Source organism: Streptomyces sp. HPF1205 (assembly GCF_020400825.1).
Classification (GTDB): Bacteria; Actinomycetota; Actinomycetes; order Streptomycetales; family Streptomycetaceae; genus Actinacidiphila.
Window position 1 is genome coordinate 17,763 of the sequence record NZ_JAINVH010000002.1, and the last position, 19,181, is coordinate 36,943.

At 69.5% G+C, this 19,181-nt stretch carries 18 protein-coding genes, 1 pseudogene and 1 CRISPR repeat array; of the genes and pseudogenes, 5 read left to right on the plus strand and 14 right to left on the minus strand.

The genetic code is table 11. The annotated features are described in order from the left end of the window. Positions 1-109 precede the first annotated feature (109 nt). Complete coding sequence (locus K7G61_RS36830; RefSeq protein WP_225844886.1) at positions 110-3,184, plus strand: VCBS repeat-containing protein; 3,075 nt, start codon at positions 110-112, stop codon at positions 3,182-3,184. A gap of 92 nt (positions 3,185-3,276) precedes the next feature. On the opposite strand, the gene K7G61_RS02385 is transcribed toward K7G61_RS36830, so the two are convergent. The 3 genes from K7G61_RS02385 to K7G61_RS02395 form a co-directional block, all read right to left on the minus strand. Continuing rightward, positions 3,277-3,639 carry a hypothetical protein gene (locus K7G61_RS02385; protein WP_225844888.1) on the minus strand — a complete coding sequence of 121 codons (363 nt, stop codon included), beginning with the start codon at positions 3,637-3,639 and terminating at the stop codon, positions 3,277-3,279. Between the two features lie 316 nt (positions 3,640-3,955). Beyond that, on the minus strand, positions 3,956-4,462 hold the full coding sequence (locus K7G61_RS02390) for a DUF6000 family protein (protein WP_308190575.1): 507 nt from the start codon (positions 4,460-4,462) through the stop codon (positions 3,956-3,958). Between the two features lie 551 nt (positions 4,463-5,013). After that, positions 5,014-6,017: a CRISPR direct-repeat array (repeat unit 29 nt; unit sequence GGGAACAGCCCCGCGCGTGCGGGGAGCAG). A 176-nt stretch (positions 6,018-6,193) separates the two neighbouring features. Then, positions 6,194-6,754, minus strand: a complete 561-nt coding sequence (locus K7G61_RS02395) for a hypothetical protein (RefSeq protein ID WP_225844889.1) — start codon at positions 6,752-6,754, stop codon at positions 6,194-6,196. A 109-nt stretch (positions 6,755-6,863) separates the two neighbouring features. Here K7G61_RS02395 and K7G61_RS02400 point away from each other — a divergent pair, with 109 nt between their 5' ends. Then, positions 6,864-7,787, plus strand: coding sequence for an FkbM family methyltransferase (locus tag K7G61_RS02400; protein WP_225844891.1), 924 nt, complete (start codon positions 6,864-6,866; stop codon positions 7,785-7,787). A gap of 156 nt (positions 7,788-7,943) precedes the next feature. Here the strand turns inward: K7G61_RS02400 and K7G61_RS02405 are convergent, their stop codons facing one another. Then, a complete protein-coding gene (locus K7G61_RS02405) occupies positions 7,944-8,150 on the minus strand; it encodes a hypothetical protein (RefSeq protein ID WP_225844893.1) in 207 nt (68 codons plus the stop codon). A gap of 82 nt (positions 8,151-8,232) precedes the next feature. Here K7G61_RS02405 and K7G61_RS02410 point away from each other — a divergent pair, with 82 nt between their 5' ends. Further along, positions 8,233-8,424, plus strand: a complete 192-nt coding sequence (locus tag K7G61_RS02410; protein WP_225844894.1) for a hypothetical protein — start codon at positions 8,233-8,235, stop codon at positions 8,422-8,424. A gap of 555 nt (positions 8,425-8,979) precedes the next feature. Continuing rightward, positions 8,980-10,251, plus strand: a complete 1,272-nt coding sequence (locus K7G61_RS02415) for an alpha/beta hydrolase (RefSeq protein ID WP_225844895.1) — start codon at positions 8,980-8,982, stop codon at positions 10,249-10,251. A gap of 402 nt (positions 10,252-10,653) precedes the next feature. Here K7G61_RS02415 and K7G61_RS02420 read toward each other — a convergent pair whose 3' ends face one another. The 5 genes from K7G61_RS02420 to K7G61_RS02440 all read right to left on the minus strand — a co-directional run bounded on the left by K7G61_RS02420 (position 10,654) and on the right by K7G61_RS02440 (position 12,806). Then, complete coding sequence (locus K7G61_RS02420; RefSeq protein ID WP_225844896.1) at positions 10,654-10,977, minus strand: hypothetical protein; 324 nt, start codon at positions 10,975-10,977, stop codon at positions 10,654-10,656. Positions 10,978-11,151: 174 nt separating this feature from the next. After that, positions 11,152-11,613, minus strand: coding sequence for an ATP-binding protein (locus K7G61_RS02425; protein WP_225844897.1), 462 nt, complete (start codon positions 11,611-11,613; stop codon positions 11,152-11,154). Beyond that, the gene (locus K7G61_RS02430) at positions 11,600-12,208 is read right to left on the minus strand and encodes a GntR family transcriptional regulator (protein ID WP_308190576.1); all 609 of its coding nucleotides are present in this window, start codon (positions 12,206-12,208) and stop codon (positions 11,600-11,602) included. Before K7G61_RS02430 ends, K7G61_RS02425 begins: the two co-directional genes overlap by 14 nt. After that, positions 12,097-12,354 (minus strand): GntR family transcriptional regulator, encoded by a 258-nt coding sequence (locus tag K7G61_RS36250; protein ID WP_308190577.1) that lies wholly within the window; start codon positions 12,352-12,354, stop codon positions 12,097-12,099. The genes K7G61_RS02430 and K7G61_RS36250 overlap by 112 nt, the downstream gene beginning before the upstream one ends. A 143-nt stretch (positions 12,355-12,497) precedes the next feature. Next, positions 12,498-12,806, minus strand: coding sequence for a hypothetical protein (locus tag K7G61_RS02440; protein ID WP_225844898.1), 309 nt, complete (start codon positions 12,804-12,806; stop codon positions 12,498-12,500). A gap of 116 nt (positions 12,807-12,922) precedes the next feature. On the opposite strand from K7G61_RS02440, the gene K7G61_RS02445 reads away from it, so the two are divergent. Beyond that, positions 12,923-13,675, plus strand: coding sequence for a GntR family transcriptional regulator (locus K7G61_RS02445; RefSeq protein WP_225844899.1), 753 nt, complete (start codon positions 12,923-12,925; stop codon positions 13,673-13,675). Positions 13,676-13,760: 85 nt separating this feature from the next. Here K7G61_RS02445 and K7G61_RS02450 read toward each other — a convergent pair whose 3' ends face one another. From K7G61_RS02450 to K7G61_RS02470, 5 genes and pseudogenes are all read right to left on the minus strand, one after another. Next, on the minus strand, positions 13,761-15,575 hold the full coding sequence (locus tag K7G61_RS02450; RefSeq protein ID WP_225844900.1) for a P-loop NTPase fold protein: 1,815 nt from the start codon (positions 15,573-15,575) through the stop codon (positions 13,761-13,763). Positions 15,576-15,943: 368 nt separating this feature from the next. Further along, positions 15,944-16,714, minus strand: a complete 771-nt coding sequence (locus tag K7G61_RS02455) for a glycosyltransferase family 2 protein (protein WP_225844901.1) — start codon at positions 16,712-16,714, stop codon at positions 15,944-15,946. After that, a complete protein-coding gene (locus K7G61_RS02460) occupies positions 16,711-17,499 on the minus strand; it encodes a GntR family transcriptional regulator (RefSeq protein ID WP_225844902.1) in 789 nt (262 codons plus the stop codon). The genes K7G61_RS02455 and K7G61_RS02460 overlap by 4 nt, the downstream gene beginning before the upstream one ends. Before the next feature lie 529 nt (positions 17,500-18,028). After that, positions 18,029-18,316 (minus strand): annotated as a pseudogene (locus tag K7G61_RS02465) (transposase); the annotation flags it as partial. A gap of 116 nt (positions 18,317-18,432) precedes the next feature. After that, a complete protein-coding gene (locus tag K7G61_RS02470; protein ID WP_225844903.1) occupies positions 18,433-19,158 on the minus strand; it encodes a dienelactone hydrolase family protein in 726 nt (241 codons plus the stop codon). Positions 19,159-19,181: the final 23 nt, after the last annotated feature.

The following is a 19,181-nucleotide window of genomic DNA, read 5'->3' on the forward strand; positions in this document are numbered from 1 at the left end:
CCGCTTTCTCGACCCCGGGCGCCTCCCCATCGACGGCTGTCCGGCCGACACCGGTCGGCCGCAGGCCCGCGCGTCGCAACGCGGGGACGTGCACGGGAGGGGACCCCACGTGAGCCGTACCACCGCACTCCGGCACGGACTGGTCGCCGCGCTGGCGGCCGTAGCCGCCGCCGTCGGCCCCTTGCCGCCGCTCGCGCACGCCGATACCGCCCCGGTCGAGGTGACGATCCCGACCGCGACCCATGCCGGTCCGGCGGGGGAGCCCGTGTACCGGGCCGGGGCCACGGGTTACCTCATCAGGAGCACGACCGCCTCAGGACAGTTCGACGACGTCTGGCACGGCTACGACGGCACGGACCGCCATTTCGGCGACATCACCCTGGCGCGGCTCATGGACGACGGACACGGCCCGGTCCTGATCGGCGCGCTGCCGAGCGGCGGCCCGCTGCAGATCTACGACGTGGCCACCGGAAGCCGGACCGACTACGCCTTCCCCTCCGGCGAAAAGCCGCTGGGCGTCTTCCCGACCTCCTCCGGCTGGGTCGGCGTCAGCGAGACGGCGGTCCTCGCAGCGGACGGCACCACGACCGGGTACACGCTGCACCTGCTGACCCCCGGTACGGACGGGACCTTCGTCCGTGACGCCGTGATCAGCGGGCAGCCGGCGTCGGGAGTCAAGAACCCCGCGTGGAGGGTGGCCAGGGGCGAGGTGGTGATCGGTTACCTGTCCGGTATCGAGCGCCGGGTTGGCCTGATCGACACCGACAACGCCACTCTGGCCTGGTCGACGGCGGCCGATGTCGGCTCCACCGACCTGGTCCTCGGCCACGGCTACTTCGGCTACCTGGTCGACGGGACGGTCACCGTCCGCGCGGTTACCGATCCCTCCGAAGTCGTCCGTGACATCGCCATCGGCGGTTCTCCCTCGAACCTGGCCTTCACCGGTGACGCGCTGCTCACCGCTCCGGGAGTCGGGGGAATCCAGTCGCCCGCCCACGAGCCGCTGCTGTCCTACCCGCTGGCGGGTGGTCCCGCGACGGCGCTGAACGGCGACGCGGGGATGCTCCTGCAGTCCGACGGCGGGGGCTACGTCTTCGACGCGGCGACCGGCGACGGCAGTTACGGTTCGTACAAGGTGGGCCCCGACGGCGGCACCCCGCAGTTGCTGCGGACATACCCCACCTACCAGCCGCGGTCCATCGGACTCTCGCTCTCGGGCGGAGAACTGACCCGGGTGGAGACGGCGCCGGGCACCCCACCCCAGGCCGAAGCATCCTCCTTCACAATCGGTGAGGATCAGGTGCCGACAGGCCCCACGTCGACCGCCGACGAAGGAACGGAACCCCTCAGCGGCGTCACCGAGTGCGGCGAGGGAAACCCCTGCATGCCGCTCACGGCCTCGTACCGCTACCCCGGGAGAGTCACGCTCATCCGGGACGCGTCCGGCGACGACCACCTCGTCAACGGGCTCCCGCCCTACTCGGTCCTGGACGTCGACCTGCACTCGTCCGGCGGCCGCATCGTGTCCGCGGGTCTGCACCACGTGCTCTACGACAGCGGTTCCGGTGGCTCAGCCGGCGAGCAGTCCGTGATCGACCTGGCAACCCGGCACGTCATCGCCACTCGCCCCACCGTGGCGGCGGCGCTGTGGGGCGAGACCCTGTGGTCGGCCACGGCGACGCCCGGCGTGCTCACCGCCGCCGACGCGGCCACGGGCGCGAATCCCAGGACGGTCACGACCGACGCGCCGTGCGTGCCGGACGAGATCCAGGTGCTCGGCCGCTGGGTCTACTGGTCGTGCGCGGCCGCCGGCCCCGCGGGCGTCTGGGACAGTACGACGGGCCAGTCCGTGCGTGTGGGCGCCGGGCCGGCGCTGCTCGGTGACGGATTCGTGCTCCGGCACACCGAAGGCGCCCTCGTACTCACCGATGTCCACACCGGGACCGCACGGGATCGTACGATCGCGGCCCTGCCCGCGGGGCCGTACGCCGACGACCGCAACATCACGTGGACCGTCGACAAGTACCGGGGCTTCATCGCGTACACGGACACCTCGCTGACCACCCACGTCCTGGCGCCCGGCGTCCCGTACTCCCCGCTCGCCATTCTCGCCGACCAGGTCCCCGCAACCGTCACGGCCGGGCCGCTTGCCTGGGAACCCAGGTGGCAGCTGACCGGCCCCGCGCGCTGGCAGGTCGACCTGCGACGCAAGGGGTCCAGCACGGCCGTCTGGACTCAGCCGGCTGCCTCGGATCTGCTGGAGCAGGACGTGTACGGCGAGTGGGACGGTCATGGCGCGGACGGCCGGGTACTCCCGAACGGCGCCTACACGTGGACGCTCACGGCATGGCCCGCCAACGGTCAAGGGCCCGCCGTCGTCACGAGCGGGACAGTGATGCTGAACGGGGGCGCCTCCGACGCCCGCGACTACACTGGTGACGGCGTCGGCGACCTGCTCGCCCTCACCTCGGCGGGACGTCTCGACGTCCGCCCGGGCACCGGCAGCGCACCCGGCGGGGTACGGGCCGCCTCCGCCTCCGGAACGGGTTGGCCGGCCTCCTCGACGGCCGTACCCATCGGCGACCTGTCCGGCGACGGCATCGCCGACCTCCTCGTCCGCGACGCCTCGGGCCGCCTGAACCGGTACGACGGCACCAACGGACAGTCCTTCGCCCCCTCCTCCCCCAGCCGCCTCGTCGGCTCGGGCTGGAACGTCTACAACTCCCTGGCAGGCGCCGGCGACCTGAACGGCGACGGCCGTCCCGACCTGGTGGCCCGGGACTCCTCAGGCGTCCTGTACTTCTACGCGGGCAACGCGGCGGGTGTCTTCGCGGGACGGGTGAGGATCGGCGGAGGCTGGCAGATCTACACCGCGCTGATCGCCGGGCAGGACCTGAACGGCGACGGCATCGGCGATCTCCTGGCCCGCGACACCGCCGGTGTCCTGTGGCGCTACGACGGCAACGGCAACGGCGGCTTCCACTCCCGTATGAGGATCGGCGGAGGCTGGAACACCTACAACTCCCTCGTCGGCGTCAGCGACCTGAACGGCGACGGCCGCGCCGACCTCCTCGCCCGCGACGCCAACGGCGACCTGTGGCGCTACAACGGCGAGGGCAACGGGCTGTTCGCGCCCCGCGCGAAGATCGGGTGGGGCTGGCAGACGTACAGGACGCTGCTGTGAGCGGAGCCGGGTGGGCGAGGCTTTCCGTAAGGACTCCGACGCCGTGATCACATCCGTCCCCCTGGTGATCGTGCTGCCTGCCGAGAGGGAGATCAGCGCGGTCGGTGGAACTCGTGTACCACCTGGATCTCGCCGACGATGTGGGCGTTGAAGTCGTCGAGTTCCTCAGCGGGAACCCACAGTTCGAGGATGGTGCGCCCGCCGGCCTGCTGGACGGGGTAGCGGGTAAGGAACTCGGTCTCGACCTCGAAGCGGGTGACGAAGCCGGCACCGTCGTGCTTGACGTTCCAGTCCCTGGCGATCCTGATCGCGTAGTCCTCGTTGAGCACGGGATAGAAGATCGGCTGCTCGGGCAGGCGAGGCGGCCAGGCACGCCGGCCGAGCTCCCGCACGAGCTCCAGTTCCTTCGGCCCCGTCGGACGCCACAAGGTCGTTGTCACAGGCCGGTTGGACATGATCGGCGCTCTCCGAGTCATAGGCCCCGCAAGGGCGATGGGCCGAGGAAACGCACGGTACCGCCTCAACCAGCGACCGAGCGATGCGATATCCGCTGAGCCGGCCATAAGGGGGCCGGTCATGGGCAAGCTGAGCCCATCGGCTACGGGACGAGCCCCGGATCGTCCGCCCTCGAACAGGCCTCTGCCGAGCCGGGTGTCATAGGCCCCCTGCCGCGCTGTGCCGCGCGCTCTCCTGTGCGAAAGCACAGAGCTGGTCGATGAGGTCGCGGTAGCTTTCGGGGCTGCCGCAGTTTCTGCCGGCGGGGCCGTCACTTCAGTGCTGCCAAGGACCGCCCGGGGTGAGGAACCGAGCCGCGTTGTCAGCACTAAGCCTGGCGTCGATCAGCAGAAGAGCGCCGATCGCGGGCCCCTGGTCGTAATCGAGGTCGAACCGGGCCAGGTAGCGGTCCAGGTAAGCCGCCAGAAGCCCGGCGTCAGCAGAGGTGCCGAAAGTAGCGAGGGCAACGCAGTAGGCCATACCCGCGTAAGGCCCTTCGCTGGCGAGCAGGAGTTCGCCGAGACGATCGCGAAAGCCGCTTCTGCCGGCCACGGCGATGAGCCACGCGGCAGTCTTGCGCTCACGCCATCCGCCGTCGAGCAGGATGTCCAGCTCACGAGGCGTGATCCTGCCTGCGTCCTCGCCGAGGTTCCGGGCGAACCTGGACCGTTCCCGTCCGTCCCTGGCCAGAAGGCCGCCGCCCAGTTTGAGGTAGCGCCGGCCAGCCGTCACGTAGCGACGGATCACCTGCAACTGCTCAGCCTCATCGGCGGCCTGGTCCATCACGGCATTCTGTCCGGCACCAGGCCGTCCGGCCAATGGTTTCCCCGAGCCAGCCGGACGACATTCCCCGACCCGCAGCCGAACGGCCCTGATGCGCCTGCCACCGACCACACGCTCGACCCGTCGGGCCACCGGGCAGCCTTGAGGGACCCCAAGCCCGGTCCACCACTGGTCCACAAACACTGGTCAACACTGGGATCCGGGCGCCCGGGAGTGAGACAGGCCACACGCCGATGGGGTGCCCCAGAACCTGGGCCACCCCATCTGACCAGCTAGAACGCTGACCTGCGCGGAGGCTGTGGGATTTGAACCCACGGTGACATCGCTGCCACGACGGTTTTCAAGGCCGACTCGCGCGGCGGAGGCGCACGCGGTCTGATCAGCGGAAAAGCTGGGTGGCGAGCCCGTGGCCGAGCCGGGCTGACCAAAGGTTGACCACGGCTACCTTGCAACGTTCGAGCGGACGACATCCGCCCCTAGAAGGCGGACGTCGGGAAACAGCCCCACGGGCAGGAGCAGCTGGTTGTGGCCAGGCCCGCGGTGTCCTTCGCGGGAGCAGCCCCGCGCGTGCGAGGAGCAGTCGGTCAGCCCCTCGACGCGGACCTGCCAGCCGGGAACAGCCCCGCGCGTGCGGGGAGCAGCGTGCTCGGCGTCGATCTTCTCGTCGAGAACGTAGGGAACAGCCCCGCGCGTGCGGGGAGCAGCATTCGGCGCAGGGGTAGCGGCGGTGGGGGATGGGAACAGCCCCGCGCGTGCGGGGAGCAGGTGGCGGGTGGTCAACTCTTCCCGGTCGCCCGGGGAACAGCCCCGCGCGTGCGGGGAGCAGCGGACACCGTTCCGCAACGGTTCCGGAACCCGGGAACAGCCCCGCGCGTGCGGGGAGCAGTTTCCTCTCATGGGAGGCCAGGGCCACCCGTCGGGAACAGCCCCGCGCGTGCGGGGAGCAGAGCCGGCCGAAGCCCGCCGTCTGCAGCTTGCTGGGAACAGCCCCGCGCGTGCGGGGAGCAGCCGGTCACGGCCTGAACCAGTTCGCACAGCTGGGGAACAGCCCCGCGCGTGCGGGGAGCAGACCTCGCCGTACGCGGCCGTGATGATGTTGCGGGGAACAGCCCCGCGCGTGCGGGGAGCAGAGCAGGAACTGGCGGAACGCACGGCAGCTGTTGGGAACAGCCCCGCGCGTGCGGGGAGCAGTCCTCGCCAGCATCGACCCGGCCGGCCGAGCAGGGAACAGCCCCGCGCGTGCGGGGAGCAGCTGCTCGTGGTCGACACCGCGTACGCCGCGGGAACAGCCCCGCGCGTGCGGGGAGCAGCATGATGCTCTTGTCCGGCCGGGGCGCCCAGTGGGGAACAGCCCCGCGCGTGCGGGGAGCAGCCGCGGCGGCGGCGGGGCGGGGTTCCGCCGTTGGGAACAGCCCCGCGCGTGCGGGGAGCAGTCGGCGGCCGCGGCCGGTGGCACCGCGGGCGCGGGAACAGCCCCGCGCGTGCGGGGAGCAGTACGCCTCCCGGTCGTCGAACTGTTGCTGCCGGGGAACAGCCCCGCGCGTGCGGGGAGCAGAGGCCGCGACCTGGGGTTTCATACTGGCAGTCGGCTGTTTTTACTTACAAGCTGAGATTCCGGCATTACCCCTAAAACACTGCAACCAATGCAACAAGTGCCATCAGTTCCGTACTCCTCTTTAGTGTTTCTTCGACAGCGCAGTACCAGCCGCTCAAGGCCGACCTCCCCCGTCCTCACGCCCCCTCCTCCCGTCGAGCTGGCGGGAGCAGCAGGTCGCGGTCCGGGTGGGTGTCGCCGGTGACGCGGCCGCTCACGCCGAGGTCCGCACGCGCTGCCTCGTGGAAGGCGTTGATGGCGGCGAAAGCCCCGCGGTGGCGGGCCCGCCACTCCTCCAGCGTGCCCGGGGTCTTGCCCAGGGCCTGCCAGTCGATCTCCATCGCGACAGCGTTCAGGGAGTGGGCGGCCTCCACGACCTCGTCGCCGGCCAGGAGCATGATGCGTTCGAAGGATCGGCCCCGTAAGCGCGCGGCATCGTTGATGGCGGCCACCATCGCCGCCTCCGGGTCGTCGCTGGGGCGGATGCCCTCGCGGTGTTCGTACAAATCGACGGCGAGGAATATCGAGGCGCGGACCCGGTCGACGTAGTTCTCGTAGGCGTCGAGCTTGCGGGTGTCCCAGCGGGTGAGGTTCTCGCGGCGGATGCGCTGGCGTTCTGTCCAGTAGTTGGTGACGTACGTGGTCAGGGCGCCGAGCAGAACGGCCGCGATCGTTAAGAGCTGTTCCGACGCGCTCAAGCCCGTGCCACCACCCCGCGGTCGTAAAGACGTCTTGAGGATTTTAGGGGGCAGGGCGCTCCCGCGCGGGGTGTTACGGTGCCCGTGGCCCCCTGCGGAGAGGTGATCGATGAGCGGCCCCGTGGAAGACGTCCTGGTCACGCTCGGTCGGTGGTACGTACGCAAGGCCCCGGGCACCCTGCTGAAGGCCCCGCTGGCCGGCGAGTACCTCAACCCCCGCCTCCGCGACGAGCCGAGGCGAAGGGTCACCGAGACCGCCATCGGGGCACGATTCGCCCTCGACACACAGGACCTCATCCAGCGGTACCTGTACCTGTTCGGCGTGTGGGAGCCGCGCATGACGCACTGGCTCCAGCGCCGACTCCGGTCCGGCGACACCTTCGTCGACGTCGGCGCCAACATCGGCTACTTCAGCGTCCTGGCCTCCAAGCTGGTCGGCCCACAGGGGCGGGTCGTAGCCATCGAGGCCTCAGAAGCCTTCAACGCGCGGATTCAGCAGAACGCCCGCCTCAACGACTGCCGCAACATCCGGGTCGTCCACACTGCCGTGTCCGACAAGCGGCAGACGCTCACGTTCATCCTGGCCAGCTCCGCCAACATGGGCGCCAACAGCATCGTCCCGTGGGACGGTCCCGTGGAGTCGAGCTTCGAGATCCAGGCGTACCCGCTCCCGGAGGTGCTGGAGCCGGACGAGATCGCGCGGGCCCGCGTCATCAAGGTGGACGTCGAAGGCGCCGAGGGCGGCGTCGTACGCGGCATGGCCCCGCTCCTCGACCAGCTCCGGCCCGACGCCGAGATCACCGTCGAGGTGACCCCGGACCGTATGGAGCAGCTCGGCGACTCCGTCGACGAACTCCTCGACACCATGCGCAGCGCGGGCTTCCACGTCTACCGCCTCGCCAACGAGTACGCCGCCGCGTCCTACCCCTCCGCGCTGCGGGGCCCCGCCGCCGTCCCCGTACGGTGGCGGGGGCCGGTCACCGAGGAGAGCGACCTCATCTTCTCCAAGGTCGACGCCGAGACGCTGCCCTGAGGGCTGCGCCCTCCTGAACCACCGACTCCGCAGATGCGGTCTGGGCGTACCCCGGCTCCGCACACCGAGCTCGGCCCTCGGACGCCGATCACGTCAGCCCCACGATCAGCGACGGCGATAAGGTCCGTTGCGTGCTCGTGAACCCGAACGATCTGCTCACCGGAGCACACAGCGGAACGCCTGGCCGGCCAGAACGTCGTCGGGTGCGAGACCGACGGTGCCTCCGTCCTGCTCGGCGACGCCGCCACGGTGATCATCACTGACCCTCGGGACGGACTCGACGTGAGCGGCGTATGGAACAGCCGTCGGTTCCACCGTCACGGGCCATTCGTCGACGACGTCAGCGTCCGCCTGTTCGGACATCCCCCGGACTGTCCTGGATGGCTGGAGGCAGCGTTCGGATGCGCGGCCGTTCCACCTGCTGACCCGACTGCCCGAAGGATGCGTGTACCCGGGAATCGGCAAGCCGGCGCAGGCCCGATACGCGAACGGATGTCTGGCCTACGCAGCCCTGACGATCGAGCCGGAACTGACGCCAGGCCTCCTGGACCGGGTCAGACCGCCTGCCGCACCCGAGACCTTGCCGAATCTGGGCTGGCTCACGCAGATCGAGCTGCGGGGCCGCCACGTCGAGTGAGAATGTTCGGCTCGGGATACTCAGCCCGATCCACCGGCTTGATGTCTCTGGACGGTTTCTCGGGGAACGGGGCATCCCCCTGAGTGGTGGACACGCTGATACTGGATCTGCTTGACCCGGAGGAAGTGCGAGGAGTTGGCGTCCTCGCCCGGGGCGGGGTGTCCGCGCGGGAACGCTACGGGGCCCTGAAGTCGCGCTGTCCGTGCGGCTGTTCTGGCCTGGGATGATCGCTGAGGCGACCAGGCGGGTGCCCTTGCCAGGGAGCGAGCCCGGCGGGACCTTGAAGGCGTGGCCGGGGCCCGGCCAATGGCGGCTGGTGAGCGGGTCGACCAGGTGGGTGGTCGTCGCGGTGTCCACCTTGCGGAGCTCGAAGTGCTGCTGGAAGTCGTGCTGCTCCTGCTCGGCGGGCCCGCGGTTGTCGTCCTTACTGTCGGTCAGGCCGGCACGGACCGGCCCCAGGGGGAACACCCCCCTGGCGCGGGTGGGGTAAACCCCTGCATGCCGGGGGTGTTGGCGGGATCGTGCGGGCGGCGGGCGCGCTCGTAGCTTTACGGCATGCGAAGCACGGGACACAGAAGACTGAGCAGCCGGGCTGTGAGCGTCGCCTTCGCCGGTGCGGCGGTGACCGTCTGCGCGGGGGTGCTGGCCGCGGCCAGCGCAGCCGCCGGGACCGGCGGCGCCGTCAAGGCGGACACGGCCGGCCCCGCAGGAGACACCGGCAGGGGGCAGGTGGTGTCGTCCACCCTGATCGCGCATCTGTCGCAGGCCGCGACGGCTCAAGCACTGGAAGACGCGGGATACGAGACGTCGGCGCCGCGCTATGCCATCGACGAGTATCGCGTCGTCTACCGCACGGGCGGGACCACTGGCGCTTCGACCCAGGCAAGCGGGCTGGTCGTGCTGCCCGAGCGGGGCGATCAGCAGCTGCGGGTGGTGTCGTACGACCACGGCACGATGGTCGCCAGGGACGACGCGCCCTCGGAGGACGACAACGCCGGGCGCGCCGCGGTCGAACTGTTCGCCGGGCGCGGCTACGCGGCCGTCGCACCGGACTATCTCGGGCTGGGCCTGGGGCCCGGAGCCCATCCGTACATGGACGCGGCCACCGAGGCGTCCGCGTCCTTGGACATGCTCAGGGCCGCGCGAACCGTCGCGGCCGGCCACGGGCACTCGCTGGAACGCGGTGTGCTGGTCACCGGCTTCTCGCAGGGCGGCCAGGCCGCGATGGCCCTGGCCGGCACACTACGGCGGGGCGGCGACCCCTATTTCCAGGCCGCGGCGGTCGCGCCGGTCAGCGGGCCGTACGACGTGGAGCACGCCGAAATCCCGGCCGCCTTCGACGGGCGGCTCGACCCTAAAGAGGCCACCTTCTACTTCGGGTTCTGGATCACCGCGATGAACCGGACGTACGGGCTGTACGACGCGCCCTCGCAGGCGTTCCTGCCGCCGTACGACCGGACCGTGGAGGACCTCTACGACGGCGCGCACAGCGACGAGCAGGTGTTCGCCGGCCTGCCGGACACGATGCAGCAGCTGCTGACGCCGCGGTTCCTTGACTGGCTGCGGCACCCCAGCGGCGCGCTGGCACGCGCATTGCGCACCAACGACACCACATGCGCCGGGTGGCAGCCGGGCATTCCGGTACGTCTGTACGCCGCCAAGGGCGACCGCGACGTGGCGATCGCCAACGCGCAGTCCTGCCGGCACCAACTCGAAGCGAATGGGGTTTACTCGGACCTGATCAACGTGGGCGACGTCACCCATTTCCCCTCGCAGTTGGTCGCAGTCCCGCGCGTCGCGGACTGGTTCGACCGGCTCGACCGCTGAGGCGGTCCCGTACGCGGTGCGGGCGGGGCGGACGCGGCACCGGTCGTGACCACTCCGCCGGCTACCGGTTGCCACGTCTGACCCGGGGCCGCGTCAGGCCACCGCTCACCGCCCGGGAGGCTGTCTTCCGACCGGACCTCGGTCGGTTCCCGACCGTTCCGGCACGTGACACGTGTGCGGCCTCGCATTGAGCAGCACCCGCGCCCGCCTGATCATCGACGCGCTGCGGACCCCGTCGTCGCCACCCGTACCAACGCCCGACGATCCTCAGCACTCAACGCAACCGGATACTTCTTCTGCGAGGACACAGGCACCCCCTGCCCGACCGAACGGAAGCGGCAAGGGGAGTTTGCCCGACCCCCAACTCCAGCAAGCAGAACAATACTTAGCCGCGACAAGCTACTAGCGCGGCAGCCGCCTGGTACTTGCCGGCTGCGCGGCCTCTTCTTGATAGGCGGTAAGAGTGAGTCGTCCGTCATCCGCTGCCGCGACGACGTTGACGTGCAGCATGCTCTCCTCGTCGAAGCGCAGAGTGAAGAGCGGATCGAGCGCCATCAGGAAGTCGAAGCCCTCCTGATCCTCCCCGGTCAGGGAAGGTTCAAAGGTCGCGTCGCACGTCCAGTCGTTGCCGGTCACGCCAACCGCGACTCGCACGCCGAACCTGGCCAAGCACGTCGACTGGTTAGCCCACCACTCAAGCGTCGCAGTGCCCTCGTAGCTATCCATCGCCCAAGTATCGTGGCAGGTGGACGGCCGAGTATCAGCGGTGCAGCAACTTGAACCACAAGATCGTTTTACGAGCTCTGTGGGGGCCTCCATCCTGATTCCGCGGGTGGAAGGTCCTGGTTGCCGGGCTGGACAGCTACAGCTTCGGCGTTATGCGGGGGGCAGTGCGATGGGTCAGGCACGCCGCTCCCTCGTGCCACTCGGGGATACGACCGCCCACACCAGCTTGCCCACGCCCTCCCGGCTGCTCACCCCCCACCGCGCGCCGGTCAGTGCCTCCACCAGGGCCAGGCTGCGTCCGGACTCCTCGTCCTCCGCGGCCCTGTGCACCTCCGGCCTCGTCTCGTTGGCGTCGTGGACCTCGATGCGTACGCCGTCGCCCGTCCGCTGAAGACGGGTCTCGATCAGGCGGCCCCTCGGCATGCGGGCGTGCCGTACCGCGTTGGTGACCAGTTCGGACACCACCAGTTCGGCGGTGTCCACGAGGGCCGGGGCCAGGCCCCACGCCTCCATCTCCTGGCGCAGGTGGTGGCGGGCGCGCGGGACGCAGCGGGGGCCGTTCGGCCAGCGGCGTACCGAGACGGCGGCCCCGGAGCCGGCCTCCGCCGTCTCGTCCATGGCGTCAGCGCCGTTCATCGCGCGCTCCTCCGAGCGAGCCGGCGGGGTCGTACCCATCTGGTGGTTCCTTCCTGAAATCCCCCGTCGCGAAGGCGACTTGCGCCCGGTCGCCGGGGAGTACGAGCAGGGCGTAGGCGGCGACCGGGCCGCGGTCGGTGAGGAGGGTGCGTTCGACGGCGAGGACGGGCGTGCGGGTGGCGATGCGCAGCGACTGTGCTTCCGCGTCGGTGGGGAACCGGGCGGTGACCTGGTGCGTTTCGCATGCCACGGGCACGCCGGCCCGCGTGACGAGTTGGCGGAGGACGTCGTCTCCCCAGGGGGAGTAGCCGATGTCCGGGACGGCGAACTGGGCGACGCGGTGGGGTACGTAGACGTGGGCGAGGCTGTGCGGGGCGTCGTCGCGGTGGGCGACGTACAGGTACTCGGTGACCGGCGTGCCCGGCGGTGATGCGAGCCGGGCGGCCAGGTCGCCGGTGGCCGTCGTGTCGGCGTAGCTGGCCGTTACGTGGAGGCCTCGGCCGTCGGCTCCGGGGTATTCGAGGCGGGGAAGGGGCGCGCGTACGAAGTTCCCGCGCCCTTGGAACTTCTCCACCAAGCCCTCGATCTGGAGCACCCCGAGGGCTTCACGGAGGGTCGGGACGCTGACCGGTACTGGGCGGCGAGCGCGGATTCGGAGGGCAGGCGCCGGCCCACCGGCAGGTCGCCGGACCGGATACGCCGCCGCAGGTCGTCGGCCACCTGCTGGTGGCGGGCACTCACGCGGGGGCTCCAGCCCGCAGGCTGGACCGTATTCCCGCCTCAATGAGGGGGGTTGGTCGCAGCGACCGTCGACGGCGGCGGCCGGTAGCGGGAAAGAGCCGCGGAACGGCTCGGGGGATGCGGTCGAACACGGTGGTCAGCTCCTACGGCTGAACGTGCGGCCCCTCGTCGGGGTCTGGCGGTACGAGGGGGCTTCGGCGGACGGCGGCCCATAACCAGCGGCCGCGTTTGCTGCTGTCGGTGAGTCCGAACCAGTCGGCGGTCTCCAGGGCGGCCAGGACCTCGGCCCAGGACTCCGCGGACAGGGACGGCGGAACAGCCGCTTCCACGGAGGTGTGGCCGCGGCTCTCCTTGCGTTGCGGCCTGAGCCCGGCGGCGGTGAGGCGCGTGGCGATCTCGGTGATCCGTGCTTCCCGGGGCTCGGCGGCTCCGGGGTTCGAGGGTGGGGGCACAAGGCGGTCCTCCGCTTGGGCGCGGTTGTGCAGAGATCACGAGCACAGCGAGGCATCGTGAGCACTCTGCGTGATGCTAGTTAACTAGATTAGAGCTAGTGGACTAGATTGTGCATATGCCTGATCAGCCGCCGTACCTCCGCATCGCCGACGTGCTCCGCGAGCGCATCGCGGCAGGTGACTGGGCGCCCGGCGACCGCCTCCCCTCCCGCGCCGACCTGGCCGCGCAGTACGGCGTCGGGGACAACGTCGTGCGCCGGGCCCAGGAACTGCTGATCTCCCTGGGCACCCTGGAGGGGCGCGCGGGCTCGGGTACGTACGTCGCCCAGCCGCGCGAGCGCCTCCGTATGGTGCGCTCGATCTACCGCGAGCAGGCGGGCGGTTCGCCGTTCGCCTCGGACATGGCGGTGATGGGCAGGCGCGGCACCTGGGAAAGCCGTACGGACGCCAAGGTCCCGGCGCCCGCCGACATCGCGGCCCGACTCGGCCTGGCCGAGGGCGACTTGTGCGTCCGCACTTCGTACGAGTTCCTCGCCGACGGCAAACCCGTCCAGCTCTCCACCAGCTGGGAGCCGTACACCCTGACCGCCGGCACCCTGATCGTCCTCCCGGAAGGCGGCCCGCACGCGGGCAAGGGCGTGGTCGAGCGGATGGCGGAGATCGGCATCACGGTGAGCCGCGCGGTCGAGCAACCGTCACCGCGAACGGTCACCGCGGAAGAGGCCACCCTGCTCGGCGTCCCCAAGGGCACGCTGGCCACCCACATCCAGCGCACGTACTACGCGGAGGACGGGCGACCGGTGGAGACGGCCGACATCGTGGTGCCGGCCAATGCGTGCGAGATCGTGTACGAGGTGCCCGTACGGTGAGGCCGCGCACGGCTTCATCAGTAGCTGGGCGTACCTGTAAGCACCGGCCGCCCGCAAACCGTCCACCAGCAGCGGCCACGACCGTTCATTGAGACGTGCGCAGCCGCGCCGCCCTGGCGACCAGTTGATGCAGTTCCCGTGCACTCGCCGTGACGCCCAAGGCTCTCAACTCCGCGGCGCGCGCCTCCCGTGCGGGAGTGACTCGCCCCGTGTAGAAGACCACAGGCCCCGAATAGAGGCCCCCGCCGCGGAGGCGTTCGAGATCATCGAAACCAGCGTCGTAGTCAGTACCACGAGTGATGTCGGAGATCAAAAGATCGTGGCTTTCAATGGAAAGGTGCCACTCTGCCTCCGCCCTGTCCTTGACGACCGCCACATGAGCTCCTTCCCGGCGCATCATCCGAGCTTCATGCTCGACGCCCTCCGGCATGTCATCGATCCACAAGATGCGCATACCCCCGAGTGGTTGCTCGGCCCGCGCCCTCCCGTCGTCGGGAGCGGGCCACTCAGGACTATCTGGCACCGCCTCCAGCGCTACGGCAGACTCGGCAGGACCGGAAAGGGGTTGCCGCTGCTGCCGCAACCTCTGGATCAGTTCCTCGGCCTGCGGCAGCGCCATCAGGTCCTCAATAAGCGAGGTGAATCCGCGATCGGAAGCCAGCGCAGGGAATCCACTGGGCAACTGCGACTCCAATTCTGCCAGGGCCCCTCTGTGATCCGGATCCTCCTCCGCCGGCGGCCGCACCTCGTGCTCCACAAAGAAACGAGCGAGATCCACATCGTTGGAGCCGTCGTCCGCTATTTGCCGTAGAGCACGCCTGACCTGGCGATATTCCAGAAATTCAACGAGTACATCACCGTAGGCCGTACCGCTTCCGATGAGCATCCGGTAAAAATCTGGGTACAGATGCTGGAGAAGCAATGTCCTGATTACGGCGTCTACGGCCTGAGGACCGAAATCCCGCCACAGCGGATTCAGACGAATTTCCAGTACGAATCCGTTGATCAGCTTTTTGATGCGTCGCGGGTTGCGTCCCGAACGGTCAGCAATGAGAGAGACGAGATCGGCGTTCAGCAGCGCTTGGATGCCGGATTCTTGAGCACAGCGGCGAACAAAGTCCTCGATCCCGGTTTCGTCGGGCACGGGAACCCGGTAAGTTGTCTGAAAGATTTTCTCCATGAATGCTGAACCGGCCGGTGACAGATCGCGCAGTAGGCCGCTGGGGCCCAGCGCCGATCGGTCACAACCGATGACGAAGGCCAGCCCGGGTACGTCCAGGTATACCTTCACAGCCTCACAAATCGCGAGTACGGTCTTCTCCGAGCAGCGGTCCAGATCGTCGATGAAAACCACCAGCAGTCGCTGCGGTGAGAATTCACTCGTTTCTGCCCACTCTTGCGTTAATTCCTTGATCTCTTTCTGCATCTCGTTACGAGCCTGCGGGCTGACGGAAAAACTTTTCCACAGCTCGTCCGCCAGGCCAGCCACTCCGAGCGGCCCCGTCACCAGCATGGTGAGAGCACGGGCCACTCTTACAAGAGCCCTGCTATCGGAGACTCGCTGCAAGGCCCGGCGCAGCACACGGCGGTCGAAACGCATGAGGACAGACTTGATGAGCCCTTCCAGGGCATCCGCGCCGGTCGAGGTCCATGCGTTGTACCAGACCGTGTATACGTCAGTAGCCTGTGCCAGTTCTGTGTCGACCAGATGCATCAGGCTGCTCTTACCCGTCCCCCATCCGGCGTCGACGGCCAGGGTAAACGGCGTCGAGCCCCGCGAGGCGACAAGCAGGCCAGCGAGTTCTTTTGCCGCACGGCTGGCGCCTAACAAGTCGGTTGCAGCTGTGGCAACCGGCTCGTCGTTGAGCAACGAAAACCGTTGCGAGCTGGGCTCGGACACGCCCTGTCCCCCGTTCTACGCGTCGACGAAACCAGCACCCATCCTAGTGAGGTGTAAGCAACTCGACAGCTCCGACCGCATTTTCTCCACGATCCCGCGCACAAGGCCGTCGATCACATGTCGTGCGTGCCGTACGGCGATTGTCCTGCGAGGCTGTGGATCCGGATGCACCAACTTGTCGGTGATCGGAGTACCGGTTCGTGCCGCTATCGTGCCGTGGCCGGCACGAGACAGAGAACCGTTACTGACGGGGTTCTGAGCGGGGCGTCCTGGACCACCGTGAAGTGGGTCCCCAGGTGGGGCGCCGGGTTCAGCGCCGTGAAGCGTCGGCGCTGGGCCAGGACACCCTTGCCCGGTACTGCGGGCATCTACCTGTCCGTAGGGTACGTCCACCCAGCGCTCAAGATCGACCGCACGCGGGCTCCCACCACCGCCATCCGCGCGTCCCGCTCGGCGGTCTCCGTGTGGCTGGCCTGGGCCGTCGCCTGCCCCGGCCACTTCCGGTAGAGCAGGCCGTACTCGCGGGTGAACCAGCCGCGGCTCACCGCGTTCAACGCCAGCAGCAGGCCGGTGTCCTCGGAGGCCGGGAGGGCCATCCAACCGCCCAGGGCAAGGAGGAGGTCGCGGCGGATGAAGAGGGTGGCCGGGTGGACCTGGGCGCGGTAGTTGTGGGCCGTCCAGTAGTCGAAGACCACGCCGCGGTCCAGGGGGCCGTCGTCCGGGTCGCCGTCGAAGCCGGCCGTCGAGCCGTCGGGGAGCAGGTCCAGGACACGGGAGGTGGCCCAGCCGAGATCGGGGTCGCCTTCGAGTACGGCCAGGTCGCGGGCGAGCGCGCCGGCCGTCAGCTGGTCGTCGGCGTCCAGGACCTTGACGTACGTGCCCGCGGCGTGGGCCAACGCCATCGTGCGCGCCACGCCCGGGCCGCCGGGCCGGCCCTGGGTGAAGGTGATCCGGGGATCGTCCGGGACGTGAGGACGTACGGCGTCGCTCTGGCCGTCCTCCCGGATCAGCCAGTGCCACTCCCACCCGTCCGGCAGCTCCTGTGCGACCAGCGACTTGTAGGCGTCGGCGAGGTAGGGGGCCGCGGGCGCGTGGACGGCCGTGATGACCTCGATGCGGCGAGTTGGCACGGCGGTCACCACCTTTCCAGGTGAGTGGTGAACAGCATCTCCGTACGGTCGCCCGGCAGCGTCACATGCGACAGCTCGACCACCCGCCCATCGGTGTCGTACGACGCCTTGCGGAGCACGATGACGGCCGTGCCGGGCGGCAGGCCCAGCTCCTCGGCCTCCTCCACGGTGGGCGTGCGGGCGGTGACCAGCTCCTCTATGCGGTCCAGCTCGATGCCGACCGTGAACAGCTGGTTCTGGGTGCCGCCGGGCCACGGCTCGTTCGAGTCATCGAGCAGGGCGGGGTTGCCGGCGACCAGATCCCGCGGGAGGTAGGACCGTACAAGCGAGAAAGGAGCGTGCTCCACGCGGTACCGGGTCCGATACGTGCGCTCCAGCATCGCCGTCCCGACGGGAACGTCGAACGCCCCCGCCAGCTCCTCGTCGGCCTTAGTCTCACGGTACGAGGCACGGAAGACCAGGTCGTCCACGGCCAGACCGGTGTCGTGCTCGGTGGCCACAGTCCGCGCCCGCTGCTCCTCCGGCTCACGCGCCCGGTCCTTCTCCCACTGATGGCGCAGGTTGGTACGCCGGACGGGCGTACGGGGGACCCGGACGAAGTTGCCGCGCCCGTGCTGCTTCTCGATCAGCCCCTCGGACTGGAGCAGGCCGAGCGCCTGCCGAAGCGTCGGGAGGCTCTTCCCGTACTCCTCCACCATGGCCGTCTCGGCGGGCAGCCGGTCCCCGGGTCTCAGTTCACCAGCTTGGATGCGCCGACGCAGGTCGTCAGCGATCCGTTCGTATGCCTTGGCCATCGGCGGTCACCCTCCTGATCAACGGGGTGACATCAGCATACAAGTCCTCAAGAGAACTTTACGAGTTGACGGCGGCGGTGGCTGAGGCGGGGAGTCAACCGCTGCACCGCCGACTGGAAGATGAGCCCCGGCCTCGGCCGACCCCTGCACGCATGTCCCGACGGTCACGGAATCCGCAGGTCTCGTCCCGGCCCGGAGCTGGGTCGTCCTGCGTGGCCTTCTCCCCGGTGGCAGACTTCCCGGCATGCCGGACTTCTGGGTGAGCGACAAGGGTGCCAGATACCACGGCTGGGAGGGCTGCGGAGCCCTTGAAGCCGAACGGGTGCCCGCCGACTCGCAGGAGGGCTACGAGCGGCGCGCAGTGAGGTGGTACGACAGCGAGGATGCCGCTCGGGCTGCCGCCAAAGAGCACGCCCGCTGCGAGGCTCACGCATGCTTCGCCCGGGGGCGTGGTGCGGGACTCGCCCGGCTGTCGGTTCAGGTCCTCAAGGCTCTGGACGATTCGAAGGTTCCGCCCGTCCGCACGGACGAGTCGGCGTTGGCAGATCAGGGCTGCGGCGATGCCGACGAAGGCGAGGAAGTGTTCGGCCTTGCGTTCGTAGCGGCGGCGGAGTCTGCGGCGGCCGACCAGCCAGGACATCGACCTTTCGACGACCCAGCGGTGGCGTCCCAGCCGTGCCGATGACTCGATGCCTTTGCGGGCGATACGGGGGCGGATGCCTCGGTGGCTGAGCCATCGGCGCAGGTGGTCGCAGTCGTAGCCTTTGTCGGCGTGGAGCTTGGCCGGCCGCCGGCGGCGTGGCCCGCGTCGGGAGCGGATGGGTGGGATACCCGAAGTGGAGGACCGGCAAGCCGCAGCCTTCCCCCGCCGCCGTGGCAGTGGAGCTCAAGCATCGCGGCGGTCTGCGAGCGCCGGAGCTTGGACTGACCGGATCACTCTGTCATGGGCAGGCACTCGTCGAGCAGGTCGACGACATCGCGCCAGGCCCGCCGCGCGTGCCGTGGGTGGTAGCCGACGCCGGGGACGGTGGGGTGGTCGACCGGCGGGTGGTGGAAGGCGTGCAGGGCGCCGCCGTAGACCACGAGGCGCCAGTCGACACCCGCGGCCTGCATCTCGGCAGCGAACGCCTCCCGTTGCGCGGGCGGCATGATCGGGTCTTCCGACCCGACCCCGGCCCACACCGGGCAGCGAATGCGCGCCGCCTCGCCCGGCCGGCCCGTGGTGAGCGCGTTGACCGTCCCGATCGCGCGCAGGCCGACGCCATCGCGCCCGAGTTCCAGCCCGATCGCGCCCCCGGTGCCGTAACCGACGGCGGCGATCCGGTCGGGGTCGGCCCGCGGCTCAGCGCGCAACACGTCAAGGGCCGCATGCCCGATGCCCCGCATCCGCTCGGGATCGGCGAGCAGCGGCATGCAACGGGCAAGCATCTCCTCCGGGTCGCCCAGATAGCGCCCGCCATGCAGGTCGAAGGCCAGCGCCACGTACCCCAGCTCGGCGAGAGCATCGGCCCGGCGGCGCTCGACATCGCTGAGCCCCATGCCCTCCGGCCCGACCAGCACCGCCGGCCGGCGGCCGGCACCGGTCGGAAGCGCGAGATGCCCGACCATCGTCAAACCGTCCGCCGGGTACCCGACCGCACGCGTCGTAATCGTCCTCATGAGACTGAACCGTAGTGATCGTC